The sequence below is a fragment of the Microlunatus ginsengisoli genome (genome assembly GCF_039537205.1).
GTDB classification, from domain to species: domain Bacteria; phylum Actinomycetota; class Actinomycetes; order Propionibacteriales; family Propionibacteriaceae; genus Microlunatus; species Microlunatus ginsengisoli.
In genome coordinates, this window is record NZ_BAABAB010000003.1 from 144,017 (window position 1) to 164,463 (window position 20,447).

The following is a 20,447-nucleotide window of genomic DNA, read 5'->3' on the forward strand; positions in this document are numbered from 1 at the left end:
CCGCTGCCCTCGAGCCCGTTCCTGTTGCCCCCGACCGGCGGTCGGCGCCATGATGGCGCCGACCGTTCGGAGGGTGAGGCATGGTGCCGACGATGGCCGACCGGCTCGACCGGGGCCGGGCCCGCGCATTCGTCGGCCGGCGGGTGGAGCTAGCCGGGTTCGCGGCACTGCTGGCCTCGCCGGAGCCGGCCGTCGTGATCGTGCACGGGCCGGCGGGCATCGGCAAGTCCACCCTGATCAGGCAGTTCGCGAGCCTCGCCGAGGACCACGGCGCCGCCTGCTGGAGCATCTCCGGCCGCGACCTGCCGCCGACCGTCGAGGCGTTGGAGGTCCGGCTCGCGCCGGTGCTCGGCGGGCCCGACCCGGCACCGTCGCCGACCCGGCAGGTCGTTCTGATCGACGACTACGAGTTGCTCGCCAGCGTCGATACGGCGCTGCGCGACGCGATCGCGCCCCGGCTGCCCGGCGACATCGTGCTCGTGCTGGCCGGTCAGCACGCCCCGTCGGTCGGCTGGCGAACCGACGAGGGCTGGTCCCCGCTGCTGCACGTGATTGCGCTGGGTGGCCTGGACCGCGCCGACTGCGACGGCTACCTGACCGCCCGCGGTGTGCCCGCCGACCTGGTCGAACCGGTCGTCGCCTTCAGCCACGGCCACCCGTTGGCGCTCGCTCTCGCGGGCGAGCTGACCCGGCAGAAGGGCGCACTGACGGTGCCCGAGTCAGCCGACGTCGTCGCGACGTTGATGGACCGGCTGCTGCACGAGGTCACCTCCGCCGAGCAGCGGGCGGCGATCGAGGCTGCGGCCCAGGTCCGCGCCCTCGACGAGCCGCTGCTGGCGGCGTTGCTGGACCAGCCGGACTGCTACGAGCTGTTCCGCTGGCTGCGGGCCCGACCGTATGTCCAGACCGGCGCGACCGGGCTGGTGCTGCACGACCTGGTCCGCGAGGTGGTCTCCCGCGATCTGCGATGGCGCCATCCGGAGCGTCATGTCGCCCTGCACGAGCGGGCCCGCACCGAGTACCTGGCCCGGCTGGATCATCCCGATCCGGCCGTGCAGGCGCTGGCGCTGCTCGACCTCATCTTCCTGCACCCGGACCTGCGCGGCTTCCTGCAGACCTCCGAGGCGTCGGCGGCCCTGCGGCTGGAGCCGGCGCGGGCCGGCGACGGCGCGGCGATCGAGGCCATGATCGGCCGGCACGAGGGTGCCGACTCGGCCGCCATCGCGCGGCACTGGCTGGCCGAACGGCCGGCCGACTGGTGGTCGGTCCGCGGGCCGGACGGCGCGGTCGAGGGGGCGCTCTGCCTGCTCCCGCTGGAGCGGCTGGGCGCGGACGATGCCGCGCAGGACCCGGCGGTGGCGGCCGCTCGCGCCGAGCTGGCCTCGCACCCGCCGTTGCGCCCGGGCGAGACCGCGACCCTGTTCCGGTTCTGGCTGGCGGCGGAGACCTACCAGTCCGTGTCGGCCGCGCAGAGCATCATCGCCACCCAGTTCGCCCGGCACTTCCTCACCACGCGCGCGCTCGCCGTCACGCTGATCCCGTTCGCCGAGCCGGGTCCGTGGGAGGCGTTCTGCGCCTACGTCGATCAGCGGCGCGCGCCGCGGGCGGACTTCACCGTCGGCGGGCGGACGTACGCCTGCTTCGGCCACGACTGGCGGATCGTGCCGCCCGCGGAGTGGCTGGCCCGGCTGTCCCGGCAGGAGGTCGGGGTCGGCGGCCCGGCCGATCCGCCTCCGTCGCCGGCACCGGCCCCGCCGGTCCTGGTGCTGGACGAGAGCACGTTCGCCGCGGAGGTGCGGCAGGCGCTGCGGAGCTACAGCAGGCCGGACAGGCTGCGGACCAGCCCGCTACTGCGCTGCCGGTTCGTCACCACCCGGCTGACCGGCTCGGAAGGGGTCGCCGAGACGGTCGAGGTGCTCCGCGGCCAGCTCAAGGAAGCCGCGGACAGTCTGGCCGACGTACCGGCCGATCGGCGGCTGCACCGGGTGCTGGTGCGCGCGTACCTCTCCCCGGCGCCGAGCCTGGAGCGCGCGGCCGAGGTGCTCGAGCTGCCGTCCAGCACGTTCCGCCGGCTGCTCGGGACCGCCTGCGGGCGGGTGGCGACCCTGCTCTGGCACCGCGAACTGGACGCCTGAGGCTGCCCGAAACGTTCCCGCGGGAACGTTCTCGGGCCGTCAGTCCGCGCTGGACTGCCGCTCGCCGACGTACGCTCGCAGGTCCGGGGCGGCCGAGCTGAGCCGGTCGACCTCCTCGCCCGCGTCGCAGCGACACAGCGCGAGGGTCAGGCGCCCGCCGCGGCGGGCCACCACCTGCCACACCCCGCCGGCCAGCTCCCAGCGGCGCACGGATGCCAGCGCGCTGGACTCGGGCTCGCTCGGCACCGGCACGCCTCAGCCCGCCGGCCGCTTGGACTTGGGCAGCTTGGCCACCACCAGGTCGTAGGAGGTGTCGATCAGCTCGCGGGCCTGGTCGTCGTCGATGGTGCCGTCGAGGACGAACGTGTTCCAGCCGTGGGCACCGATGTAGGCCATCTTGCGGGCGTGGTCGGGATAGCGCTCCAGCCACAGATCGGCGGCCTCCCGGTCGCCGCACTTGAGCCCGATCGAGCTGACCGGGTCGTCGGAGCCGAGGAAGGCGAAGATCTTGTCCCCGACCTTGGCCACCGCGTCGTGCTCCCACGGCTCGTCGCGCCAGGCGCCCGGCTTGGCCAGGCAGTACGTCCGCCAGTCCGCGGTGCCCGTCATGCCCGCCAGTCTGCCGCGTGCACGGTCATCTCGGCGACCGGCAGCGGCGCGAAGAGGTGCGGGAACTCCGAGCCGCCGCCCGGCTCGACCACGACCGGCACCTCGGTGGCGTCCGGATCGAGCTCGAGCAGCACCAGCTCGGCGTCGGCGAGGTCGGCGTAGTAGCGGCGCCGGGTGTCGGCGACCTGCTCGGCGAAGGAGAGGTGCACGAAGCCCTCCGCGTCGTAGGTCACTCCGCGGCTCGACCACGGATAGACCCCGGTCTGCGTCGCGGCCGCCCACTCCGACCGGAGCGCCCAGTGGAAGATCCGCCGGCCGATCGCCGCCCGCTCGCCGACCAGCCCGAGCCGGACCAGGTCCGCCCGGAGCGTGGTCGCGTCGGTGAAGACCAGCCCGGTCAGGCCGTACCGCTCAGCGGCCTCGACGTTGGCCGCCCCGTCGTCGATGAAGACGGTACGGGCCGGGTCCAGGCCGGCTCGCTCGCAGGCGAGCGCGAAGATGGCCGGGTCCGGCTTGAGCATCGCCTCGTCGCCGCTGACCAGGATGTCGGTGAACCGCCGGAGGATGCCGAACCGCTCGCGGGCGACCGGGAACGTCTCGCCGGACCAGTTGGTGAGCGCGGTCAGCCCGACGCCGGCCCGACCCAGCTCGGCGATCACCGCCGACGTCCCCGGCACCATCCCGGTGAGCGCGTGAGCGAAGTGCTCGCGGTAGGCCCGGATCGCCGCCGCGTCGTCGGGGAACCGCTCGATCAGCTCGGCCTCGGCGTCGGCGAACCGGTGCCCGCCGTCGTTGCGCCGGTTCCAGGCCCGGAAGTCGATCCGCTCCAGGAACGCGGCGACGTCGCCGGCCGGCAGCACCCGCTCGTACGCCCGCTCGGGCTCCCACTGCAGCACCACGCCACCCAGGTCGAAGATCACCGCGTCGAGCATCCCGGCATTCTGCCAACCGCCGCGAGCCTCCCGGACGCACCCCGCCTCGTCGACAGCTGCCTCCCCGGCGCACTCCCCCTGCTCACCGCAACTCGGATCCCCTGTAGCAACTCGGATCCCCTGTGCCGACTCGGATCCCCTGTGGCAACTCGGATCCCGTGCAGCGGATCCGAATCGGCACAAAGGATCCGAGTTCGCCGTGGGTCGGCGGACCACGCCCGTCCCACCGGTCCGCCACGTCCGGCGAATCAGGTTAGGCTGTCCTTAGCACCTACACCTGCTTCAGGGAGAGTCGTGAGCAAACCGCACGAGGAGTACTACCGCGCCGAGGTGGTCGGCGTGCGCCGGCTGACCCCGAACATGATGCGGATCCGGTTCGGCGGCGACGATCTGCGCCGGTTCCGGACGAGTGGGTTCGGCGACGAGCGGATCTGCGTGTTCTTCCCGCGGCCCGGCGATCGGCATACCCCCGAGCCGGTGTACGTCGACGGCCGGCTCGACTACTCCGACGGTCCCGGCCGGCCGCCGTCGCGCAGCTACACGGTGCGGCGTTGGGATGCCGAGAACGCCGAGCTGGAGATCGACTTCGTCGTGCACGAGGGCGGGGTGGCCGCCGGCTGGGCGCTCAGTGCGCAGCTCGGCGACGGCGTGGGGCTGAGCGCCACCGACGGGTGGTACGCCCCGCCGGAGGGAACGCAGTGGCAGCTGCTGCTGGCCGACATGACCGCGCTGCCGGCGCTCGGCCGGATCATCGAGGAGCTGCCGGCCGGAACCCGGGCGCACGCCATCGTCGAGGTGATCTTCCCCGATGACGCGCAGACCTTCGAGACCGCCGGCGACGTCACCGTCGAGTGGATCCACGGCACCGGCCACGGGCACGCGCCGAGCGCGCTGCTGGACGCGCTGAAGGCGTACGACTTCCCCGACGGTCCGGGCTACATCTGGCTGGCGGCCGAGGCGTCGATCTCCCGGGACGTCCGCAAGTACGTCCGGCGCGAGCTGGGCTGGCCGATCGAACGGTTCGAGATCATCGGCTACTGGCGCGTCCGCAAGGAGGAGTGGCTGGCCCGCTGGCGGGAGAAGGAGGCCGAGCTCGAGGCCGTCTACACCCAGGCCCAGGCCGACGGCCTGCGGGGACCCGAGCTCCGCGAGCACTACCTCGAGGCCCTGGAGAAGGCCGGACTGTAGTCCGGCTCGACCCACCCCCTCCCCGATCCCCCGGGTACGGCGCGCGTTTGACGCGAATCTGCCGCTCGAACGCCCCAGAGCCCCTTCTACGGCCCTAAACGGTCATCGAGCGGCGGAAACGCGTCAATGACGCGTGCGCAGGCTCACTTTTCGACAGATCGGAAACCTCCCCCGGGAGGAACCCGGCCCTCCTCAGCTGCAGGACCAGTCAAAAGGTGGCGACCCAGTTCGCGATCAGCCGGGCGCCGGCGTCACCGGACTTTTCCGGGTGGAACTGGGTCGACCAGACCGGGCCGTCCTCGACCGCGGCGACGAAGCGATCGCCGCCGTGCTCGGCCCAGGTGACGCGCCGGGTGTCCGTGTCCGCAAGCTCGCGCACCGCGTAGCTGTGCACGAAGTAGAACCGCTGGTCGGCGACCCCGTCGAACAGCCGGGTCCCAGCGGGCGCGGAGACCGTGTTCCACCCCATGTGCGGCAGCCGCTCGGCCTGCACCTGCTCGACGACGCCGGGCCAGACGCAGCACCCGGACGTACGCTCGCCGTGCTCGATGCCGGCGTCGAACAGGACCTGGTGGCCGACGCAGATGGCGAGCAGCGGACGACCGGCCGCAATCCGCTCGGCGATCACCTCACGACCGCCGACGCCGGTCAGCCCGGCCATGCAGGCCGCGTACGCCCCCACTCCCGGAACCACCAGACCGTCCGCCGCGAGCGCCTTCTCGCGGTCGGCGGTGACGACCACCTCGGCGCCGGTCCGCGCCATCGCGCGCTCGGCCGAGCGAAGGTTCCCCGACCCGTAGTCGAAGACGACGATCCGCATCTACCCGCCCTGAGCCTGTCGAAGGGCGAACGTGCCCTGAGCCTGTCGAAGGGCCACTACAACGCACCCTTCGTGCTCGGAATGCCCTGCACCCGCGGATCCGGCGCGATCGCGTCCCGCAGCGCCCGGGCGACGGCCTTGAACTGGGCCTCGACGATGTGGTGCGCGTCCCGCCCGCTCAGCACCCGCACGTGCAGACACAGGTGAGCGTGGAACGCGAGCGACTCCAGCACGTGCCGGGTCAGCGAGCCGATGTAGGGCACGCCGACGTTCCCGCCGCCGATCAGCGCGTACTCCTGGCCGGCCGGCTCTCCGGTGTGCACGAAGTACGGCCTGCCCGACACGTCGACGACGGCCTGGGCCAGCGCCTCGTCCAGCGGGACCAGCGCGTCGCCGAACCGGCGGATGCCCGCCTTGTCACCGAGCGCCTGCCGGATCGCCTGGCCGAGCACGATCGCGGTGTCCTCGACGGTGTGGTGGGCGTCGATGTGGATGTCACCGATGGACTCGACCGTCAGGTCGATCAGCGAGTGCTTGCTGAACGCGGTCAGCATGTGGTCGTAGAAGCCGACGCCGGTGACGACGTCGGAGCTGCCGGTGCCGTCCAGATCCACCCGGACCTTGACGCTGGACTCCGACGTCTTGCGCTCCAGCTCGGCGACTCGGTTGCTCATCCCACCCCCGCTTCCAGGACCTCCGACAGCGCCCGTTTGAACGCCGCCATCTCCTCCGGCGTGCCCGCGGAGACGCGGAGCCAGCCCTCGGGCCCGACGACCCGAATCAACACGCCCCGGTCCAGCAGACCCTGCCACACCGCCTGCCGGTCGGCGAACCGGCCGAACAGCACGAAGTTGGCGTCGGACGCGGCGACTTGCAGACCCCTGGCGGACAGCCAGGCCGCCAGGTCGTCCCGCGCCGCGCGCAGCCGGTCGACGGCGGCCAGCATCTCGTCCGCGTTGGCCAGCGCGACCCGGGCGACCGCCTGGGTGACGGCGGACAGGTGGTACGGCAGCCGGACGATCCGCAGCGCGTCCACGAAGGCCGGCGCCCCCGCGAGATAGCCCAGCCGGCCGCCGGCGAACGCGAAGGCCTTCGACATGGTCCGGCTGACCGCCAGCCGCGGGAACCGCGGCAGCAGCTCCAACGCGCTCGGTGTGCCGGCATGCGCGAACTCGAAGTACGCCTCGTCCACCACCACCACGCCGGGCGCGGCGTCGGCGATCGCGGCCAGCGTGTCGAGGTCGACCGCGGTCCCGGTCGGGTTGTTCGGGCTGGCGATCAGCACGACGTCCGGTCGCTGGTCGCGGACCGCGTCGACCGCCGCGACCGGATCCAGGGTGAAGTCGTCGCGACGTGGAAACGTCGTCCACGCGGTGTGGGTGTCGCGGGCGTACTCCGGATACATCGAGTACGTCGGCGCGAACGACAGCACCGAACGGCCGGGTCCGCCGAACGCCATCAGCACGTGCAGCATCACCTCGTTGCTGCCGTTGGCGGCCCAGATGTCGTCGCTGGTCAGCCCGTGACCCAGGTACCGTGCCAGATCTGCCCGCAGCTCGACCGCGTCCCGCTCCGGGTAGCGGTTCATGGTCCGCGCCGCCTGGGCGACCGCTGCCGCGATCTCGGCGACCACCTTCTCGCTGGGCGGGTATGGGTTCTCGTTGACGTTCAGCGCATAGGGCACGTCGAGCTGCGGCGCGCCGTACGGCTCCTCCCCCACCAGCTCGGGCCGCACCGGCAACGTGCCCTGAGCCCCCGCATCGGCTGACGTGCCCTGAGCCTGTCGAAGGGCACCCTCCCCAGATGACGTGCCCCGAGCCTGTCTAAGGGCACCACCCTCCGCGTTCATGTCGCAAACCGCCGGCTGACGGCCGCCCCGTGCGCCGGCAGGTCCTCGGCGTCGGCGAAGACCTCGACGTCCCGCGCGATCGACTCCAGCGCCTCGCGGCTGTAGTCGATCACGTGCACCGCCTTGAGGAAGCTCTTCACGTTCAGGCCAGAGCTGTGGCAGGCGCACCCGCCGGTCGGCAGCACGTGGGTGCTCCCCGCCGCGTAGTCGCCCAGCGACACCGGCGACCAGGCGCCGACGAAGATCGCCCCGGCGTTGCGGATCCTGGCGGCGACGCCGGCCGCATCGGCGGTGTGGATCTCCAGGTGCTCGGCCGCGTACGCGTCGACGACCTCGACGCCCTGCTCCAGATCGGCGACCAGCACGATCCCGGACTGTTCGCCCGACAACGACTGGCCGATCCGCTCGCTGTGCTTGGTCTGCGGCACCTGCAGCGCCAGCTCGGCCTGCACCGCCTCGGCGAGTTCCTCGCTGTCGGTGACCAGCACCGCGGCGGCGAGCGGGTCGTGCTCGGCCTGAGAAATCAGATCAGCTGCAACGTGGACGGGATTCGCGCTCGCGTCGGCCAGGATCGCGATCTCGGTCGGACCCGCCTCGGAGTCGATGTTCACCCGGCCCTTGAGCGCCCGCTTGGCGGCGACGACATAGATGTTGCCCGGTCCGGTGACCAGGTCGACCCGGTCGCAGAGCCCGGCGACCCCGTACGCGAACATGGCGATCGCCTGCGCGCCGCCGACGGCGTACACCTCATCGACGCCGAGCAGGTGGCAGACCGCCAGGATGCTCGGGTGCGGCAGCCCGCCGAACTCCTGCTGGGGCGGCGAGGCCAGCGCGATCGACCGGACGCCGGCGGCCTGCGCCGGGACCACGTTCATGATCACGCTGGAGGCCAGCGGGGCGAGCCCACCGGGGACGTACAGCCCGACCCGGTTCACCGGGATCATCCGCTGGGTGACGACCGCGCCGGGTGCGACCTCCACCCGCACCTCGGCCTCCCCCAGCTCGGCGGCGCTGACCGTCCGCCGGCGGGCGATCGACAGCTCGAACGCCTTGCGGAGATCGGGATCCAGCTCGGCGGCGGCCCGCTCCAACGCACTCGCCGGCACCCGGAAGTGCTCGGGCACCACGTGATCGAATCGCTCGGAGTATTCGGCCAGGGCCGCCTCGCCCCGAGCCGCCACGTCGTCGCAGATGGGCAGCACCCGCTCCACCGCGGCGGCGACGTCGAACCCTGCCCGCGGCACCACCGCGGCATAGTCGATCCGCTCGCCCGCTGATCCGCGGAGATCGATCACCGAAAGCACGGGTGCGAGTCTACGAACTCGGACCGACATTCCCCCGGGTCATCTCAGCGCGGCCGCCGCGATGGCCGCGGACGGGGAGGAGACAATGTGCCATGACCGACGTGACCGTGCGCCTGCTCGACGAGTCCGAGTGGGCGGCCTATCGCGCCGTGCGGCTCAGAGCCTTGGAAGAGTCGCCGGAGGCCTTCACCGCGACGTTGGCCGAGGAGAGCGAACGCGACGAGGCGTTCTGGCGCGAGCGGATGACCAGGTCCCACCGGCTGCTGGCCGAGAGACCGGAACCGGTCGGAATCGTCAGCGTCGGCCCCTACGACTCGGATCCGACCTCGGCCGAGTGCTACGGCCTGTACGTCGTCCCCGAGGCCCGGGGGTCCGGAGTCGCCTGGAAACTGGTCGAGGCGGCCGCCCGGCTTGCGACCCGGGAGGGCTACCACCGCCTGTACTACTGGGTCGGCACGGACAATCCCCGGGCGATCGGGTTCGGCTCCAACGCCGGCTTCCGGGTGTCGGGGTACCGCCGGACCGCCCGCACCGCCGACCTCGAGCGCGGTGAGGACGAGATGGCCATGGTGATGTCGCTGGGCGTCGACCTCACCGTGACCCCGAACGCTGCGGCGAGCGGGACGGCCGCCACGCCGTCGGAGTAGTCCACGCTGCTGGCAAGTTGATCTCGTTGTCTAGCGGCGAAACTGGATCATCTGCGTGGTCGACAGCTTCCGCGGCCACCCGGACCTGGAGGTCACCCACGGCGACTGGTTGGACTACGACGGTGCTGCTGACAAAGGTCCGCTGCCGGCGTACGCCCGCTGGCTGGCTTGATGGTCGCCCGCATCCGCGCCGTCGTTGCCGCCGCGCCGCCGTCGACCGAGCTGAGCCAGCGCCTGGTCGCACCAGGCGATGGACATCTCGAGGAAGTCCAGGCCGAACGCTCGGACCAGGGTCGGACCGGTGAGCCCGGTCTCGGCGTCTGGTCCGCCGCGCTCCGCGCCCGGGACGAGGGAGAGCACCGACTCCCGGAGCGCGACCAGGCCGGCGCGACGCCGTTCGAGGAGGTCGCGGGCGACGTCGAGGCCTACCTCGTCGACGAACAGCAGCTTCAGCAGCCCCTCGTCGCGCAGCACGGGCGGCGCGGCCGGCTCCCGCAGCCACGCCTGCAGCGCCTCACGCCCGGCGTCGGTGAGTCGCCAGCGCTGCCGCGACTTCGGACCCTCCGGCGCGCCGTCGGGTTCGATCAGCCCGCGTGCGTGCAGATCGTGCAGCTGCGGGTAGAGCTGCCCGTCACTGACACCCCAGACCAGCCCGGCGGTGCGCTGCGCGGCCTGGCGGATCTCGTAACCGCTCCGTGAGCGGAAGGACAGGAATCCCAGGATCGCCTGCGCGGTTGGGGTCAGTGCTCGATAAACCACTTGCTCAAGATACCTCTGGCAGAGGTATCTTCCAGGAGCCTCTCGTCCGATACCGTTCCAGCCCGGAGTGTCCCGATGTCCGCGTACCGCCTCTTCCTGATCATGTCGGGCGTCAACGCGCTGGCCCTGGACATGGCGTTCACGCTGAACCTCGTCTATCAGGTGAAGGTGGTCGGCCTCGGCCCGCTGCAACTGGTCCTGGTCGGCACGGTGCTCGAGCTGGTGCTGTTCGTGGCGCAGATCCCGACCGGGGTGATCGCCGACCTCTACAGCCGCCGGCTCTCGGTCGTGATCGGGTACGCGCTGATGGCGGCCGGCCTGCTGGTCTGGGGACTGATCCCGACGTACGCGGCCGTGCTGCTGGCCAACGTCATCTGGGCCATCGGCTGGACCTGCGTCGACGGCGCGCAGCAGGCCTGGGCCGCCGACGAGATCGGCGAGGCGTCGGCCGGGAAGGCGTTCGTCCGGGCCGGCCAGCTGGCCCAGGTCGGTGCCCTGATCGGCATCGTGGCCGCGGTCGGCCTGTCCCACTGGGGACTTGCCGTGCCGATCGTGGCCGGCGGAATCGTGACGCTGGGACTGGTCGCGCTGCTGATCGCCCGGATGCCGGAGGACAACTGGACCCGTCCGTCGACCGGCGCCAGCAGCGCCGCGTCCGCCCCGCCGGTCGAACCGGGCGCCCTGCCGGCGCTTCCGGGCACGGCCGTACCCGCCCAGATCGGCGGTGGACCTGCCGGCACCGGCTGGGCCTCCGCCGTCAGCGGCAGCTTCCGGTCCATGCGCGAGCAGATCGTCGCCGGCAGCCAGGAGGTCCGGCGCAGCGCGATGCTCGCCGGTCTGATCGGCGGGACCGTGTTCGCCGGGATGGCCAGCGAGGGCTTCGACCGGCTGTCCCAACCGCACTTCCTGGACGATCTGCACTTCCCCGCCTCGGCGGCGCCCGAACTGTGGTTCGGCGCGTTCGCCATGATCGCCGCGCTCGGTGCGGCGCTGGTCACCGGGATCGTCGGCGCCCGGGTCGACACGGCCCACCCGCGCCACGTGGGGCGGCTGCTCGCCATCGTCGAGGCCGTGATCGCGGCGGGGATGATCGGGTTCGGCCTGACCGGCCACTTCTGGCTCGCGGTCGTGCTCTATCTGGTCGTGGTGATCCTGCGCGAGTCGGTGGAGCCGCTCGTCTCGGTCTGGCTGGTCTCGACCACGACGTCGGCCACCCGGGCGACCGTGTTCTCGATCCAGTCCCAGGCCGACGCCCTTGGCCAGATCGTCGGCGGTCCGCCGATCGGCCTCGTCGCCCAGCGACGCGGCCTCGGTGTCGGCATCTCGGCCGCTGGTGTGTTCATCCTGCCGGCTGTCGTGCTGTTCGCCCTGGCCGCCCGCCGCTCCCCCGTCGCGTCGATGCCGGACGACGACGCGGCCCTACAAGACCGGAGCTGACTTCCCGCAGCGACCGACCCTCTCGCGGAGCGAATATGCGGCGGCAGCGAGGATCGGGTGAAGTACCGTCATCGATCGTGTTCCCAGGCTTCGGCACCGTCGTCAACGTCGCCACCATCGTGGTCGGCTCGGCGATCGGGCTGCTGGTCGGGGCGCGGCTGCCGCAGCGGACTCGGGACACCGTTACGGATGCGCTCGGCCTGGTCACGCTGCTGATCGGCGGCCTGTCGGCGGTCGCGGTGACCTCGGACGCGTTGACGGGCGCGGTCGGGACCGCGGCGCCGGTGCTGATCGTGCTGGGCTCGTTGCTGATCGGCGGTATCGCCGGCTCGCTGGTCGACATCGAGCTCCGGCTGGAGCAGTTCGGCGGCTGGCTGCGCGGCCGCCTGGCTCGGAGGCAGCCCTCGAGTGGTTTGGGGCACCCGTCGACAGGCTCAGGGCACGTGAGCGATCACGCCGCCCGGGAGCGGTTCATCGAGGGCTTCGTCAGCGCATCGCTGGTGTTCTGCGTCGGGCCGCTGACCATCCTCGGCTCGCTCTTCGACGGGATCGGTCTCGGGTCCCAGCAGCTCATCCTCAAGGCGACCCTCGACGGGTTCGCCTCGATCGCGTTCGCCGCCTCGCTGGGCGCCGGGGTGATGGCGGCCGCCGTGGCCGTCGCGATCGTCCAGGGTGCGCTCACCCTGGTCGGGTTCCTGGTCGGGGACGTCCTGCCCGCTCCGGAGCTGGCGGCGATCACCGCGACCGGCGGCCTGCTGCTGCTCGGGGTCGGGCTGCGGCTGCTGCAACTCAAGCCCGTGCCGGTCGGCAACCTGCTGCCGGCCCTGCTGGTCGCTCCCCTGCTCACCGCGCTCGTGGCGGCGTTGCGATGAGCCCCGACGAGGGCGAGCCGGGCAATCCGGGCAAACCGGTCGACAGGCCGGCGGACCCGGCGGACTTTCCCGAACGCCCGGCCGTGCTGCGGGCGGCCATCGGCCTGGGGGTGTACGCCGCCGTCTTCGGGATGTCGTTCGGCGCGGTCTCGATCGGATCGGGTCTGAGCCTGGCCCAGACCATGGTGCTCAGCCTGGTGATGTTCTCCGGCGCGTCCCAGTTCGCCTTCGTCGGCGTGGTGGCCACCGGTGGCGCGCCGGCGGCCGCGATCGCCGCCGCGCTGCTGCTGGGTGTGCGCAACGCGTTCTACGGCGTACCGATCTCGGAGATCCTGGCGCCGCGCGGCCTGGCGCGGCTGTGGACAGCGCACTTCGTCATCGACGAGACGACGGCGATGGCGCTCGGGCAGGCCACCCCGCGCGCCCGCCGGTACGCCTTCTGGGCGACCGGGCTGGTCCTCTGTGCGCTCTGGCAGGTCGGCTCGCTGACCGGCGCCGTGATCGGCGCGGCGATCGATCCGAGCGCGTTCGGGCTCGACGCGGCGGCCCCCGCGGTCTTCCTGGCACTGCTGTGGCCCAACCTGAAGCGGACCGAGAACAAGATCGTCGCCCTCGGCGGGGTGGTCGTGGCGCTCGCCCTCGTCCCGGTGGCGCCGGCCGGAATCCCGGTGGTCGCGGCCGCGGTGGTCGCGGTGGTCGCCGGCTTCCGCGGCGGATCCGCGCCGGCCCGAGCGACCGGCCCGGAGCCGGACACAGATACGGAACCGGAGCCGGACAGCGACACGGAAGGAGAGCCCGTATGACACTCTGTACGACCGAGAGGCTGCGCTCGTGACCGTGCTCTGGATCGCGCTGATCGTCGCCTCGCTGGGTTCGTACGGCCTCAAGCTCGCCGGCGTCTCGCTGCCGGAGTCGGTGCTGAACCACCCCCGGGTCCAGCGGGTCGCCGGCTTCCTGCCGATCGCGATGCTCGCCGCGCTCGTCGCGGTGCAGCTCTTCGACCACGGCGGCCGGTACGGGCTGGACTGGCGCGTGCTGGCCGGGGTCGGCGCCGGGGTGATCGCGCTGCTGCTGCACCGCGGGGTCCTGGTCGTCTTCCTGGTCGCGGTCACCGTCACCGCGCTGCTCCGGCTGCTGACCTGATGGCTAGGGTCTGGGACGTACAGCGCCGACCGAGAGGACTGCTGTGGCGAAGCAGGCCGGGGGAACGCCCGCCGTCAAGGCCCTGATCGCGGCCGGAGTGGACTTCACCCTGCACCCGTACGCCCACGCCGAGGGCGAGACCAGCTTCGGCGACGAGGCCGTCCGGCGGCTCGGCCTCGACCCCGAGCGGGTCTTCAAGACCCTGGTCGCCGACCTCGGCGGCGAGCTCGTGGTCGGCATCGTGCCGGTGGCTCGCCAGCTCGACCTGAAGGCCCTGGCGGCGGCGCTCGGCGCCAAGAAGGCGTCGATGGCCGATCCGGCCGTAGCGGCCCGATCCAGCGGGTACGTCCTCGGCGGCATCTCTCCGATCGGCCAGAAGACCCGCCTGCGCACCGTGCTGGACGCCCACGCCGACGGCTTCCCCACGATCTACGTCTCGGCCGGCAAGCGTGGGCTCCAGGTCGAGCTCGCCCCTGCCGACCTGCGCGAGGTCACCGGGGCCACCGCCGCGGGCATCGCGACCGCCTGAGCCGGCGGGGGGCAGCAGAACCGAGGCGGGTAGCCGAGTCGAGGCGGGTAGCCGCAGATCGGATCAGCCGGGCGGGGCGACCCGCCGCGGCTTCCGGAACAACGGCCGCGGCTCCTCGTCGTCGCGGCCGAGCGAGGCGCCGAGCAGCACGACCATGACGGCGGCGAACGGCCAGACCAGCACCGCCACCCGCGCCCGGACGGTCAGCTCGATCGGCACGCTCGCGCCGTCCTGGGCATCGGCCAGCCGGGGCGGGAACGGTCCGGGGCCCAGCTCCCAGCCCACCCACCAGCACAGCAGTGCCGCCGCCGCACTCGCCACGATCACCAGCGGCACCACCGGCCAGCCGATCCGCCGGAACACCCGCCAGGCGGCGAACCCGATGCCCAGCCCGACGACGAAGCCGATCAGGCTGAACCACGCATCGCCGGCGACGTACTGGGTCAGACCCTGCTGGGACGTGCTGGCGCCGCCGTTGGCACCGACGACGAACACCGGCAGGTCGACCACCGCCCACCAGACGACGCCGGCGAGCGCGCCCAGGCCACACGCCGCGAGTAGGAAGAGCACCGCCCGCAGCACGACGGCCGCTCGGCCGGTCCCGCGCGAGCCGGCGGACGCGTCGGAGGGGTCGGGTGAGCTCAGGACGCGAGACACGAGGGCCCGAGCAGCGCCTTGAGATCGGCCATCAAGGGTTGCGACGGCGTCACGCGAAGCTGGTCGTCGAGCTTCATCACCGTCGTCTTGCCCTGCGACAGCAGTTTGAGCCGGACCTCGGTGACCCCGCGATGGGCCGACAGCACCTCCCGGAGCCGGGCGACCACCGGCGGGGTGCAGCGGGTGGCCGGGAGGGAGATGACCACGGGCCCGCCGTTCGCGGCGTCGGTGGTGTCCGGCAGGCTCAGCTCGGAGGCGTTGATGCTGACCGCGTCCTCGTCCACCTTCAGCCGGCCGCGCACCTTCACCACCGTGTCCGGGGCGAGCACGGTGGCGACCTGCTCGTACGCCTTCGGGAACAGCAGCACCTCGACCGACGCCTCGAGGTCCTCGACGCTGATCACGGCCCAGATGTCGCCCCGCTTGGTGGTCTTGCGGGTGACCTGGGTGATCATCCCCGCGATCGTCACCTGACCGTCCCGGGGACCGTCGTCGGAGAGCAGCGAGCCGATCGAGATGTCCCGTTCGGCGGCCAGGATGTGCTCCAGGCCCTGCAGCGGATGGTCGGAGACGTAGAGCCCGAGCATCTCCCGCTCGAAGGCGAGCTTGGTCCGCTTGTCCCACTCGGGCAGGTCCGGCACCGGGCTCAGCATCCGGTCGCCGATCGCCGCATCGCCGCCGAACAGGTCGTCCTGGCCGATGGCCTCGTTCCGCTTGATGTCGATGATCTCGTCGACGTTGCGGTCGAAGACCGCCAGCAGGCTCCGCCGGGTGTCGCCGAGGGAGTCGAACGCGCCGGCCTTGACCAGCGACTCGATCACCCGCTTGTTGCAGACCACCAGCGGCACGGCGTCCAGGAAACCGTGGAAGTTGACGGCCTTGCCGAGGTCGGTGCGGGCGGCGACGATGCCGTCCACCACGTTCCGGCCGACGTTGCGGACCGCGGTCAGGCCGAACCGGACGTCGGTGCCGACCGCAGTGAAGTTGGCCTCGGACTCGTTCACATCCGGCGGCAGCACCGCAATCCCCATCCGGCGGCACTCGGCCAGATAGATGGCGATCTTGTCCTTGTCGTCGGCGACGCTGGTCAGCAGTGCGGCCATGAACTCGGCCGGATAGTTGGCCTTCAGGAACGCGGTCCAATAGCTGACCAGGCCGTACGCCGCGGTGTGCGCCTTGTTGAACGCGTAGTCGGAGAACGGCAGCAGGACGTCCCAGAGCGCGGTGACCGCCGCCTGGGAGTAGCCGCGCTCGAGCATCCCGGCCGAGAACGTCTCGAACTGGGCGTCCAGCTCGGCCTTCTTCTTCTTGCCCATCGCACGGCGGAGCAGGTCGGCGGCGCCGAGGGTGTAGCCGGCGACCTTCTGGGCGATCGCCATCACCTGTTCCTGATAGACGATCAGGCCGTACGTCTCCCCCAGGATCTCCGCCAGCGGCTCCGCGAGCTCGGGGTGGATCGCGCCCACCGGCTGCCGGCCGTTCTTGCGCAGCGCGTAGTTGGTGTGGCTGTCGGCGCCCATCGGTCCGGGGCGATAGAGCGCGAGCACGGCGGAGATGTCGGCGAAGCTGTCCGGCCGCATCAGCCGGAGCAGCGAGCGCATCGGCCCGCCGTCGAGCTGGAAGACGCCGAGCGTGTCGCCGTGGGTGAGCAGCTCGTACGTCTTCGGATCGGTGAGCGGGAGATCCTCCAGCACCAGCTCGATGCCGCGGTTGCGCTTCAGGTTCTCCAGCGCGTCGTCGAGCACGGTCAGGTTGCGCAGGCCCAGGAAGTCCATCTTGATCAGCCCGAGCGACTCGCACGTCGGGTAGTCGAGCTGGGTGATGATGGCGCCGTCCTGCTCGCGCTTCATGATCGGGATGATGTCGATCAGCGGGTGCGACGACATGATGACGCCGGCGGCGTGCACACCCCACTGCCGCTTCAGCCCTTCCAACCCGATCGCGGTGTCCACCACGGTCTTGACGTCGGCGTCGGAGTCGTAGAGCGCGCGGAACTCGCCGCCCTCGTTGTAGCGCTTGTGCTCCGGGTCGAACAGCCCGGTCAGCGGCACGTCCTTGCCCATCACCGGCGGCGGCATCGCCTTGGTGAGCTTCTCCCCGACGGCGAACGGGTAGCCGAGCACCCGGGAGGCGTCCTTGACGGCCTGCTTGGCCTTGATCGTGCCGTAGGTGACGATCTGGCTGACCCGGTCGTCGCCGTACTTCTCGGTGACGTAGCGGATCACCTCGCCCCGCCGGCGCTCGTCGAAGTCGATGTCGAAGTCCGGCATCGAGACCCGGTCGGGGTTGAGGAACCGCTCGAAGATCAGCCCGTGCTCGAGCGGGTCGAGGTCGGTGATCCGCATGGCGTACGCGGCCATCGACCCGGCGCCGGAGCCGCGGCCAGGGCCGACCCGGATCCCGTTCTCCTTGGCCCAGTTGATGAAGTCGGCGACCACCAGGAAGTAGCCGGCGAAGCCCATCGAGACGATGACCTCGGACTCGAAGTTCGCCTGCGCGCGGACGTTGTCGGGAATCCCGTTCGGGAACCGGCGCGCCAGACCGGTCTCGACCTCCTTGACGAACCAGGACTGCTCGTTCTCCCCCGCCGGGCACGGATAGCGCGGCATGTACGTCCCCACGCCCTCGGCGAAGGAGATGTCGCAGCGCTCGGCAATGGCGAGGGTGTTGTCGCAGGCCTCGGGCAACTCAGCCCACAGGGCCCGCATCTCCGCCGGCGACTTCAGGTAGTAGCCGTCGCCGTCGAACTTGAACCGGTTCGCGTCGGCCATCGTCGAGCCGGACTGGACGCAGAGCAGCACCTCATGCGCGGCCGCGTCCGCCCGCGCCGCGTAGTGCAGGTCGTTGGTGGCGACCAGCGGCAGGTGCAGGTCCTTGGCGATCTTCAACAGGTCGTCGCGGACCCGGTTCTCGATGTGCAGACCGTGGTCCATCAGCTCGACGTAGTAGTTGCCCGCGCCGAAGATGTCCCGGAACTCAGCGGCACTCGCGATCGCCTCGTCGTACTTCCCGAGCCGGAGATAGGTCTGCACCTCGCCGGACGGGCAGCCGGTGGTCGCCAGCAGGCCCTTGGCGTACGTGTTCAGCAGCTCGCGGTCGGCCCGCGGCTTGTAGAAGTAGCCCTCCAGGCTGGAGCGCGAGCCGAGCCGGAACAGGTTGTGCATGCCCTCGGTCGACTCCGACCAGACGGTCATGTGGGTATAGGCGCCACCACCGGACACGTCGTCGCCCGCCGAGTCGGCCGAGTCGCCCCAGCGGACCCGCTTGCGCTCGGAGCGGTGGGTCTTCGGCGTGACGTACGCCTCCAGGCCGATGATCGGCTTGACCCCGGTCGCCTTGGAGGCCTTGTAGAACTCGTACGCCCCGAACAGGTTGCCGTGGTCGGTCATCGCGATGGCGGGCATGCCCATCTCGGCGCAGCCGTTGAACAGGTCGCCCACCCGGGCCGCACCGTCGAGCATCGAGTACTCGGAGTGGACGTGCAGGTGGACGAACGAGTCGGTCCCGGCCGAAGCCGCTCCTCCGCCGCCAGCACCCTCCACCATGACGAGCACGACCTCCTGCGACACGAGACAGCCAACTTCCGCGCGCCGCGCGAGGCGCGGGCCACGAAAACCTACACCCGGCGGCGTTGCCGGTCCGGTGCTGGGGGAAGTCAGCAGACGCCAAGGCTAGTCCTGCCCACCGACATTTCCCGCGACCGACGCGCGCACCTGCTCGCGGGCGGGGGGGCGATCAGGTCAGCCGGGAGCCGGGCGGCGTCACGCCGACCGGCGCTGGCCGCCTCACTTCTCGCAGGCGATGCCGTCCTTGTCGCGATCGAGCTTCTTGTTGGCGTTGTAGAGCGCCTTGCTGGTCTTCGCCTTGGATGCCTTCTTGGTGACCTTGCCGTGCGACCGGACGACGTCCTTGGTACCCGAGGACTTCTTCACGCCGTGCTTGTACGCCTTGTTCAGGGCCGTGCAGTTCTTGAACTTCTTCGCCTTGGTCGCTGCCGCGGCGGTGGCCGGAGCGACGGCCGATCCGGCGGGCGCGACCGCGCCGACGCCGAGACCGAGGCCGGCGGTGACGAGGGCTGCAGCCGCGCCGGCGAGGGCGCGCTTGATGGTGAGCATGTCTGGTCCTGAGGAGTTGGATCCGCGAGCAGTGCCCGCGATGTCGATAGGTGGAGCCCTCACGGTCGCAGCCACCCCGAACACAATCCGGATCCCTCGGGGAACGTCACCGGATCGTTAGCTGGCTCCCGTCCACGCGAGGCGCCCCGTCGGACACCCCCTCCGAGCGCACCCGCCAGCGCCCGATCCGCAGCCGCGCCTGACCGGAAGACCCCGCCGCGGCGGGAAAATCGGGCCCGGAACGGGTGGATGGACCCCGAAAACCCCGCCGCGGGCGGGTTCTTCCCCGACCAGAGCACTCCCCCAGCAACCTCGCTCGCCTTGCCCCCAGTTCGCTCGACGTCCTTCACGCGCGAAGTAGGTCGAAGCCGCGCGAGGTTGCCTGCCGGGCCGCGTCAGCTGAGGTGAGCTGACCTCGACTCCGGAGGGTGGGCTTCAATCGAGCGCGTCCAGGAAGCCGGCCAGTGCCCGGTTGAACGCGTCCGGGTTGTCCTGGTTGGCGTTGTGACCGGCATCGGGGACGACGTACGAGGTCAGGTTCGGCAGCCCGCGCTCGGCCAGCACGCGCGCATGTCGGGCGACTGCGCCCGCGTCGTCGTGGTCGCCGTGGACCCAGAGCACGGGGATCGCAGGAAACGGGCCGAAACCCTCCCGGCTCACGGCACTGACGACGGCGTGCCAGATCCGCAGGAACGTGTCCTTGTCCATGCCGGCCAGGCAGTCCGCCATGTACGCCTGGACCGGTTCGGTCAGAGCCGCCCGGCGCGCGGCCAGTCGCCGGAAGTTGTCCCAGGGCCACAGCCGGAGCATGGCGGGGGTGGAGCGCAACACGGCGAGCTCGGATCGCGACGCCGGCAGGCTGGTGGCGATCCCGCCGATCACGACGAGTCCGCGGAACCCCTCGGGCCGATGCCACTGGGCGTGCTGGGCGATGTAGGAGCCCAGCGACTGGCCGACGATCAGCGGCCGGCTCAGAGTCAGCTCGTCGACGAGGGCGAACAGATCGGCGACATAGTCGTCGATGGTCGGCGTACCCGGCATCGGCAGGCTGGCCCCGTGACCCCTGGCGTCCCAGACCACGACCCGGTAGTCGCGCCCGAGCAGCAACGACAGTTGGGCGTTGAACATCCGGTGGTCCGCGGTCGCCCCGTGTACCAGCACGACCGCAGGGCCGTCCGATGGTCCCGCGGTCCAGTAGCGGACGCGACACCCCGGGCGGTCGAGCATGCCCTCGGCGAGCGTGGCGGGCGTGCCGAGGAAGTCCGCAGCGTCGGTCATCTGCCCGTACTACACCCGCCGCCGCCCATCCCCATCCGCCGGCTCGGACTCTCCGCCGGCTCGGACGGGCGGGCGCGCTCACATGGTGGTGCCGTCGGTGGCGAGTTCTGGTTGGTGGTCGAGGCGTCCGATTCTGGGGTTGTGTTTTTCGAGGAGCCAGAAGGAGAGGAGGC

20 protein-coding genes are annotated in these 20,447 nt (G+C 71.5%); 8 read left to right on the forward strand and 12 right to left on the reverse strand.

Going from position 1 to position 20,447, the window contains the following annotated elements; all coding sequences use genetic code 11:
* Positions 1–80 precede the first annotated feature (80 nt).
* The gene (locus ABD747_RS01950) at positions 81–2,135 is read left to right on the forward strand and encodes an AAA family ATPase (RefSeq protein ID WP_344801392.1); all 2,055 of its coding nucleotides are present in this window, start codon (positions 81–83) and stop codon (positions 2,133–2,135) included.
* A 39-nt stretch (positions 2,136–2,174) separates the two neighbouring features.
* Here ABD747_RS01950 and ABD747_RS01955 read toward each other — a convergent pair whose 3' ends face one another.
* From ABD747_RS01955 to ABD747_RS01965, 3 genes are read right to left on the reverse strand one after another with little or no spacing between them, the layout of a single operon-like run.
* Positions 2,175–2,381 (reverse strand): hypothetical protein, encoded by a 207-nt coding sequence (locus tag ABD747_RS01955; protein WP_344801393.1) that lies wholly within the window; start codon positions 2,379–2,381, stop codon positions 2,175–2,177.
* Between the two features lie 9 nt (positions 2,382–2,390).
* Positions 2,391–2,744, reverse strand: coding sequence for an MmcQ/YjbR family DNA-binding protein (locus ABD747_RS01960; protein ID WP_344801394.1), 354 nt, complete (start codon positions 2,742–2,744; stop codon positions 2,391–2,393).
* Positions 2,741–3,676: an HAD-IA family hydrolase gene (locus ABD747_RS01965; protein WP_344801395.1), complete on the reverse strand. Its 936-nt coding sequence runs from the start codon at positions 3,674–3,676 to the stop codon at positions 2,741–2,743. Before ABD747_RS01965 ends, ABD747_RS01960 begins: the two co-directional genes overlap by 4 nt.
* A gap of 294 nt (positions 3,677–3,970) precedes the next feature.
* Here ABD747_RS01965 and ABD747_RS01970 point away from each other — a divergent pair, with 294 nt between their 5' ends.
* A complete protein-coding gene (locus tag ABD747_RS01970; protein WP_344801396.1) occupies positions 3,971–4,864 on the forward strand; it encodes a siderophore-interacting protein in 894 nt (297 codons plus the stop codon).
* A 208-nt stretch (positions 4,865–5,072) separates the two neighbouring features.
* Here the strand turns inward: ABD747_RS01970 and hisH are convergent, their stop codons facing one another.
* From hisH to hisD, 4 genes are all read right to left on the reverse strand, one after another.
* A complete protein-coding gene (hisH, locus tag ABD747_RS01975; RefSeq protein ID WP_344801397.1) occupies positions 5,073–5,684 on the reverse strand; it encodes an imidazole glycerol phosphate synthase subunit HisH in 612 nt (203 codons plus the stop codon).
* A gap of 56 nt (positions 5,685–5,740) precedes the next feature.
* A complete protein-coding gene (gene hisB / locus ABD747_RS01980) occupies positions 5,741–6,358 on the reverse strand; it encodes an imidazoleglycerol-phosphate dehydratase HisB (RefSeq protein ID WP_344801398.1) in 618 nt (205 codons plus the stop codon).
* The gene (locus ABD747_RS01985) at positions 6,355–7,425 is read right to left on the reverse strand and encodes a histidinol-phosphate transaminase (RefSeq protein WP_344801399.1); all 1,071 of its coding nucleotides are present in this window, start codon (positions 7,423–7,425) and stop codon (positions 6,355–6,357) included. The genes hisB and ABD747_RS01985 overlap by 4 nt, the downstream gene beginning before the upstream one ends.
* Before the next feature lie 104 nt (positions 7,426–7,529).
* Positions 7,530–8,837, reverse strand: coding sequence for a histidinol dehydrogenase (hisD, locus tag ABD747_RS01990; protein ID WP_425562464.1), 1,308 nt, complete (start codon positions 8,835–8,837; stop codon positions 7,530–7,532).
* 92 nt (positions 8,838–8,929) lie between these two features.
* Here hisD and ABD747_RS01995 point away from each other — a divergent pair, with 92 nt between their 5' ends.
* Positions 8,930–9,484, forward strand: a complete 555-nt coding sequence (locus ABD747_RS01995) for a GNAT family N-acetyltransferase (RefSeq protein ID WP_344801400.1) — start codon at positions 8,930–8,932, stop codon at positions 9,482–9,484.
* Between the two features lie 114 nt (positions 9,485–9,598).
* On the opposite strand, the gene ABD747_RS02000 is transcribed toward ABD747_RS01995, so the two are convergent.
* Entirely contained in the window at positions 9,599–10,243 is a 645-nt protein-coding gene (locus tag ABD747_RS02000) for a PadR family transcriptional regulator (RefSeq protein WP_344801401.1), read from the reverse strand.
* A 75-nt stretch (positions 10,244–10,318) separates the two neighbouring features.
* Here ABD747_RS02000 and ABD747_RS02005 point away from each other — a divergent pair, with 75 nt between their 5' ends.
* From ABD747_RS02005 to ybaK, 5 genes are all read left to right on the forward strand, one after another.
* The gene (locus ABD747_RS02005; protein ID WP_344801402.1) at positions 10,319–11,680 is read left to right on the forward strand and encodes an MFS transporter; all 1,362 of its coding nucleotides are present in this window, start codon (positions 10,319–10,321) and stop codon (positions 11,678–11,680) included.
* Between the two features lie 77 nt (positions 11,681–11,757).
* Positions 11,758–12,552: a DUF554 domain-containing protein gene (locus ABD747_RS02010; RefSeq protein ID WP_344801403.1), complete on the forward strand. Its 795-nt coding sequence runs from the start codon at positions 11,758–11,760 to the stop codon at positions 12,550–12,552.
* Positions 12,549–13,355 (forward strand): AzlC family ABC transporter permease, encoded by an 807-nt coding sequence (locus tag ABD747_RS02015; protein WP_344801404.1) that lies wholly within the window; start codon positions 12,549–12,551, stop codon positions 13,353–13,355. The genes ABD747_RS02010 and ABD747_RS02015 overlap by 4 nt, the downstream gene beginning before the upstream one ends.
* 28 nt (positions 13,356–13,383) lie before the next feature.
* Complete coding sequence (locus tag ABD747_RS02020) at positions 13,384–13,695, forward strand: AzlD domain-containing protein (protein ID WP_344801405.1); 312 nt, start codon at positions 13,384–13,386, stop codon at positions 13,693–13,695.
* A 43-nt stretch (positions 13,696–13,738) separates the two neighbouring features.
* Positions 13,739–14,224 (forward strand): Cys-tRNA(Pro) deacylase, encoded by a 486-nt coding sequence (ybaK, locus tag ABD747_RS02025; RefSeq protein WP_344801406.1) that lies wholly within the window; start codon positions 13,739–13,741, stop codon positions 14,222–14,224.
* Positions 14,225–14,287: 63 nt separating this feature from the next.
* Here the strand turns inward: ybaK and ABD747_RS02030 are convergent, their stop codons facing one another.
* The 4 genes from ABD747_RS02030 to ABD747_RS02045 all read right to left on the reverse strand — a co-directional run bounded on the left by ABD747_RS02030 (position 14,288) and on the right by ABD747_RS02045 (position 20,274).
* Positions 14,288–14,881, reverse strand: a complete 594-nt coding sequence (locus ABD747_RS02030) for a hypothetical protein (protein ID WP_344801407.1) — start codon at positions 14,879–14,881, stop codon at positions 14,288–14,290.
* A complete protein-coding gene (gene dnaE / locus ABD747_RS02035; protein ID WP_344801419.1) occupies positions 14,866–18,426 on the reverse strand; it encodes a DNA polymerase III subunit alpha in 3,561 nt (1,186 codons plus the stop codon). Before dnaE ends, ABD747_RS02030 begins: the two co-directional genes overlap by 16 nt.
* Before the next feature lie 240 nt (positions 18,427–18,666).
* Positions 18,667–18,996, reverse strand: a complete 330-nt coding sequence (locus tag ABD747_RS02040) for an excalibur calcium-binding domain-containing protein (RefSeq protein WP_344801408.1) — start codon at positions 18,994–18,996, stop codon at positions 18,667–18,669.
* A gap of 435 nt (positions 18,997–19,431) precedes the next feature.
* Positions 19,432–20,274, reverse strand: a complete 843-nt coding sequence (locus ABD747_RS02045; RefSeq protein WP_344801409.1) for an alpha/beta fold hydrolase — start codon at positions 20,272–20,274, stop codon at positions 19,432–19,434.
* Positions 20,275–20,447 lie beyond the last annotated feature (173 nt).

What these genes read in the sequence shown, in the direction of transcription:
- hisH (WP_344801397.1), bottom strand. Translation starts at nt 5,684, where the DNA reads ATGCGGATCGTCGTCTTCGACTACGGGTCGGGGAACCTTCGCTCGGCC.
- ABD747_RS02015 (WP_344801404.1), top strand. Translation starts at nt 12,549, where the DNA reads ATGAGCCCCGACGAGGGCGAGCCGGGCAATCCGGGCAAACCGGTCGAC.
- ABD747_RS02005 (WP_344801402.1), top strand. Translation starts at nt 10,319, where the DNA reads ATGTCCGCGTACCGCCTCTTCCTGATCATGTCGGGCGTCAACGCGCTG.
- ABD747_RS01995 (WP_344801400.1), top strand. Translation starts at nt 8,930, where the DNA reads ATGACCGACGTGACCGTGCGCCTGCTCGACGAGTCCGAGTGGGCGGCC.
- ABD747_RS01950 (WP_344801392.1), top strand. Translation starts at nt 81, where the DNA reads ATGGTGCCGACGATGGCCGACCGGCTCGACCGGGGCCGGGCCCGCGCA.
- dnaE (WP_344801419.1), bottom strand. Translation starts at nt 18,426, where the DNA reads ATGGTGGAGGGTGCTGGCGGCGGAGGAGCGGCTTCGGCCGGGACCGAC.
- ABD747_RS01965 (WP_344801395.1), bottom strand. Translation starts at nt 3,676, where the DNA reads ATGCTCGACGCGGTGATCTTCGACCTGGGTGGCGTGGTGCTGCAGTGG.
- ABD747_RS02040 (WP_344801408.1), bottom strand. Translation starts at nt 18,996, where the DNA reads ATGCTCACCATCAAGCGCGCCCTCGCCGGCGCGGCTGCAGCCCTCGTC.
- ABD747_RS01960 (WP_344801394.1), bottom strand. Translation starts at nt 2,744, where the DNA reads ATGACGGGCACCGCGGACTGGCGGACGTACTGCCTGGCCAAGCCGGGC.
- hisB (WP_344801398.1), bottom strand. Translation starts at nt 6,358, where the DNA reads ATGAGCAACCGAGTCGCCGAGCTGGAGCGCAAGACGTCGGAGTCCAGC.
- ABD747_RS02045 (WP_344801409.1), bottom strand. Translation starts at nt 20,274, where the DNA reads ATGACCGACGCTGCGGACTTCCTCGGCACGCCCGCCACGCTCGCCGAG.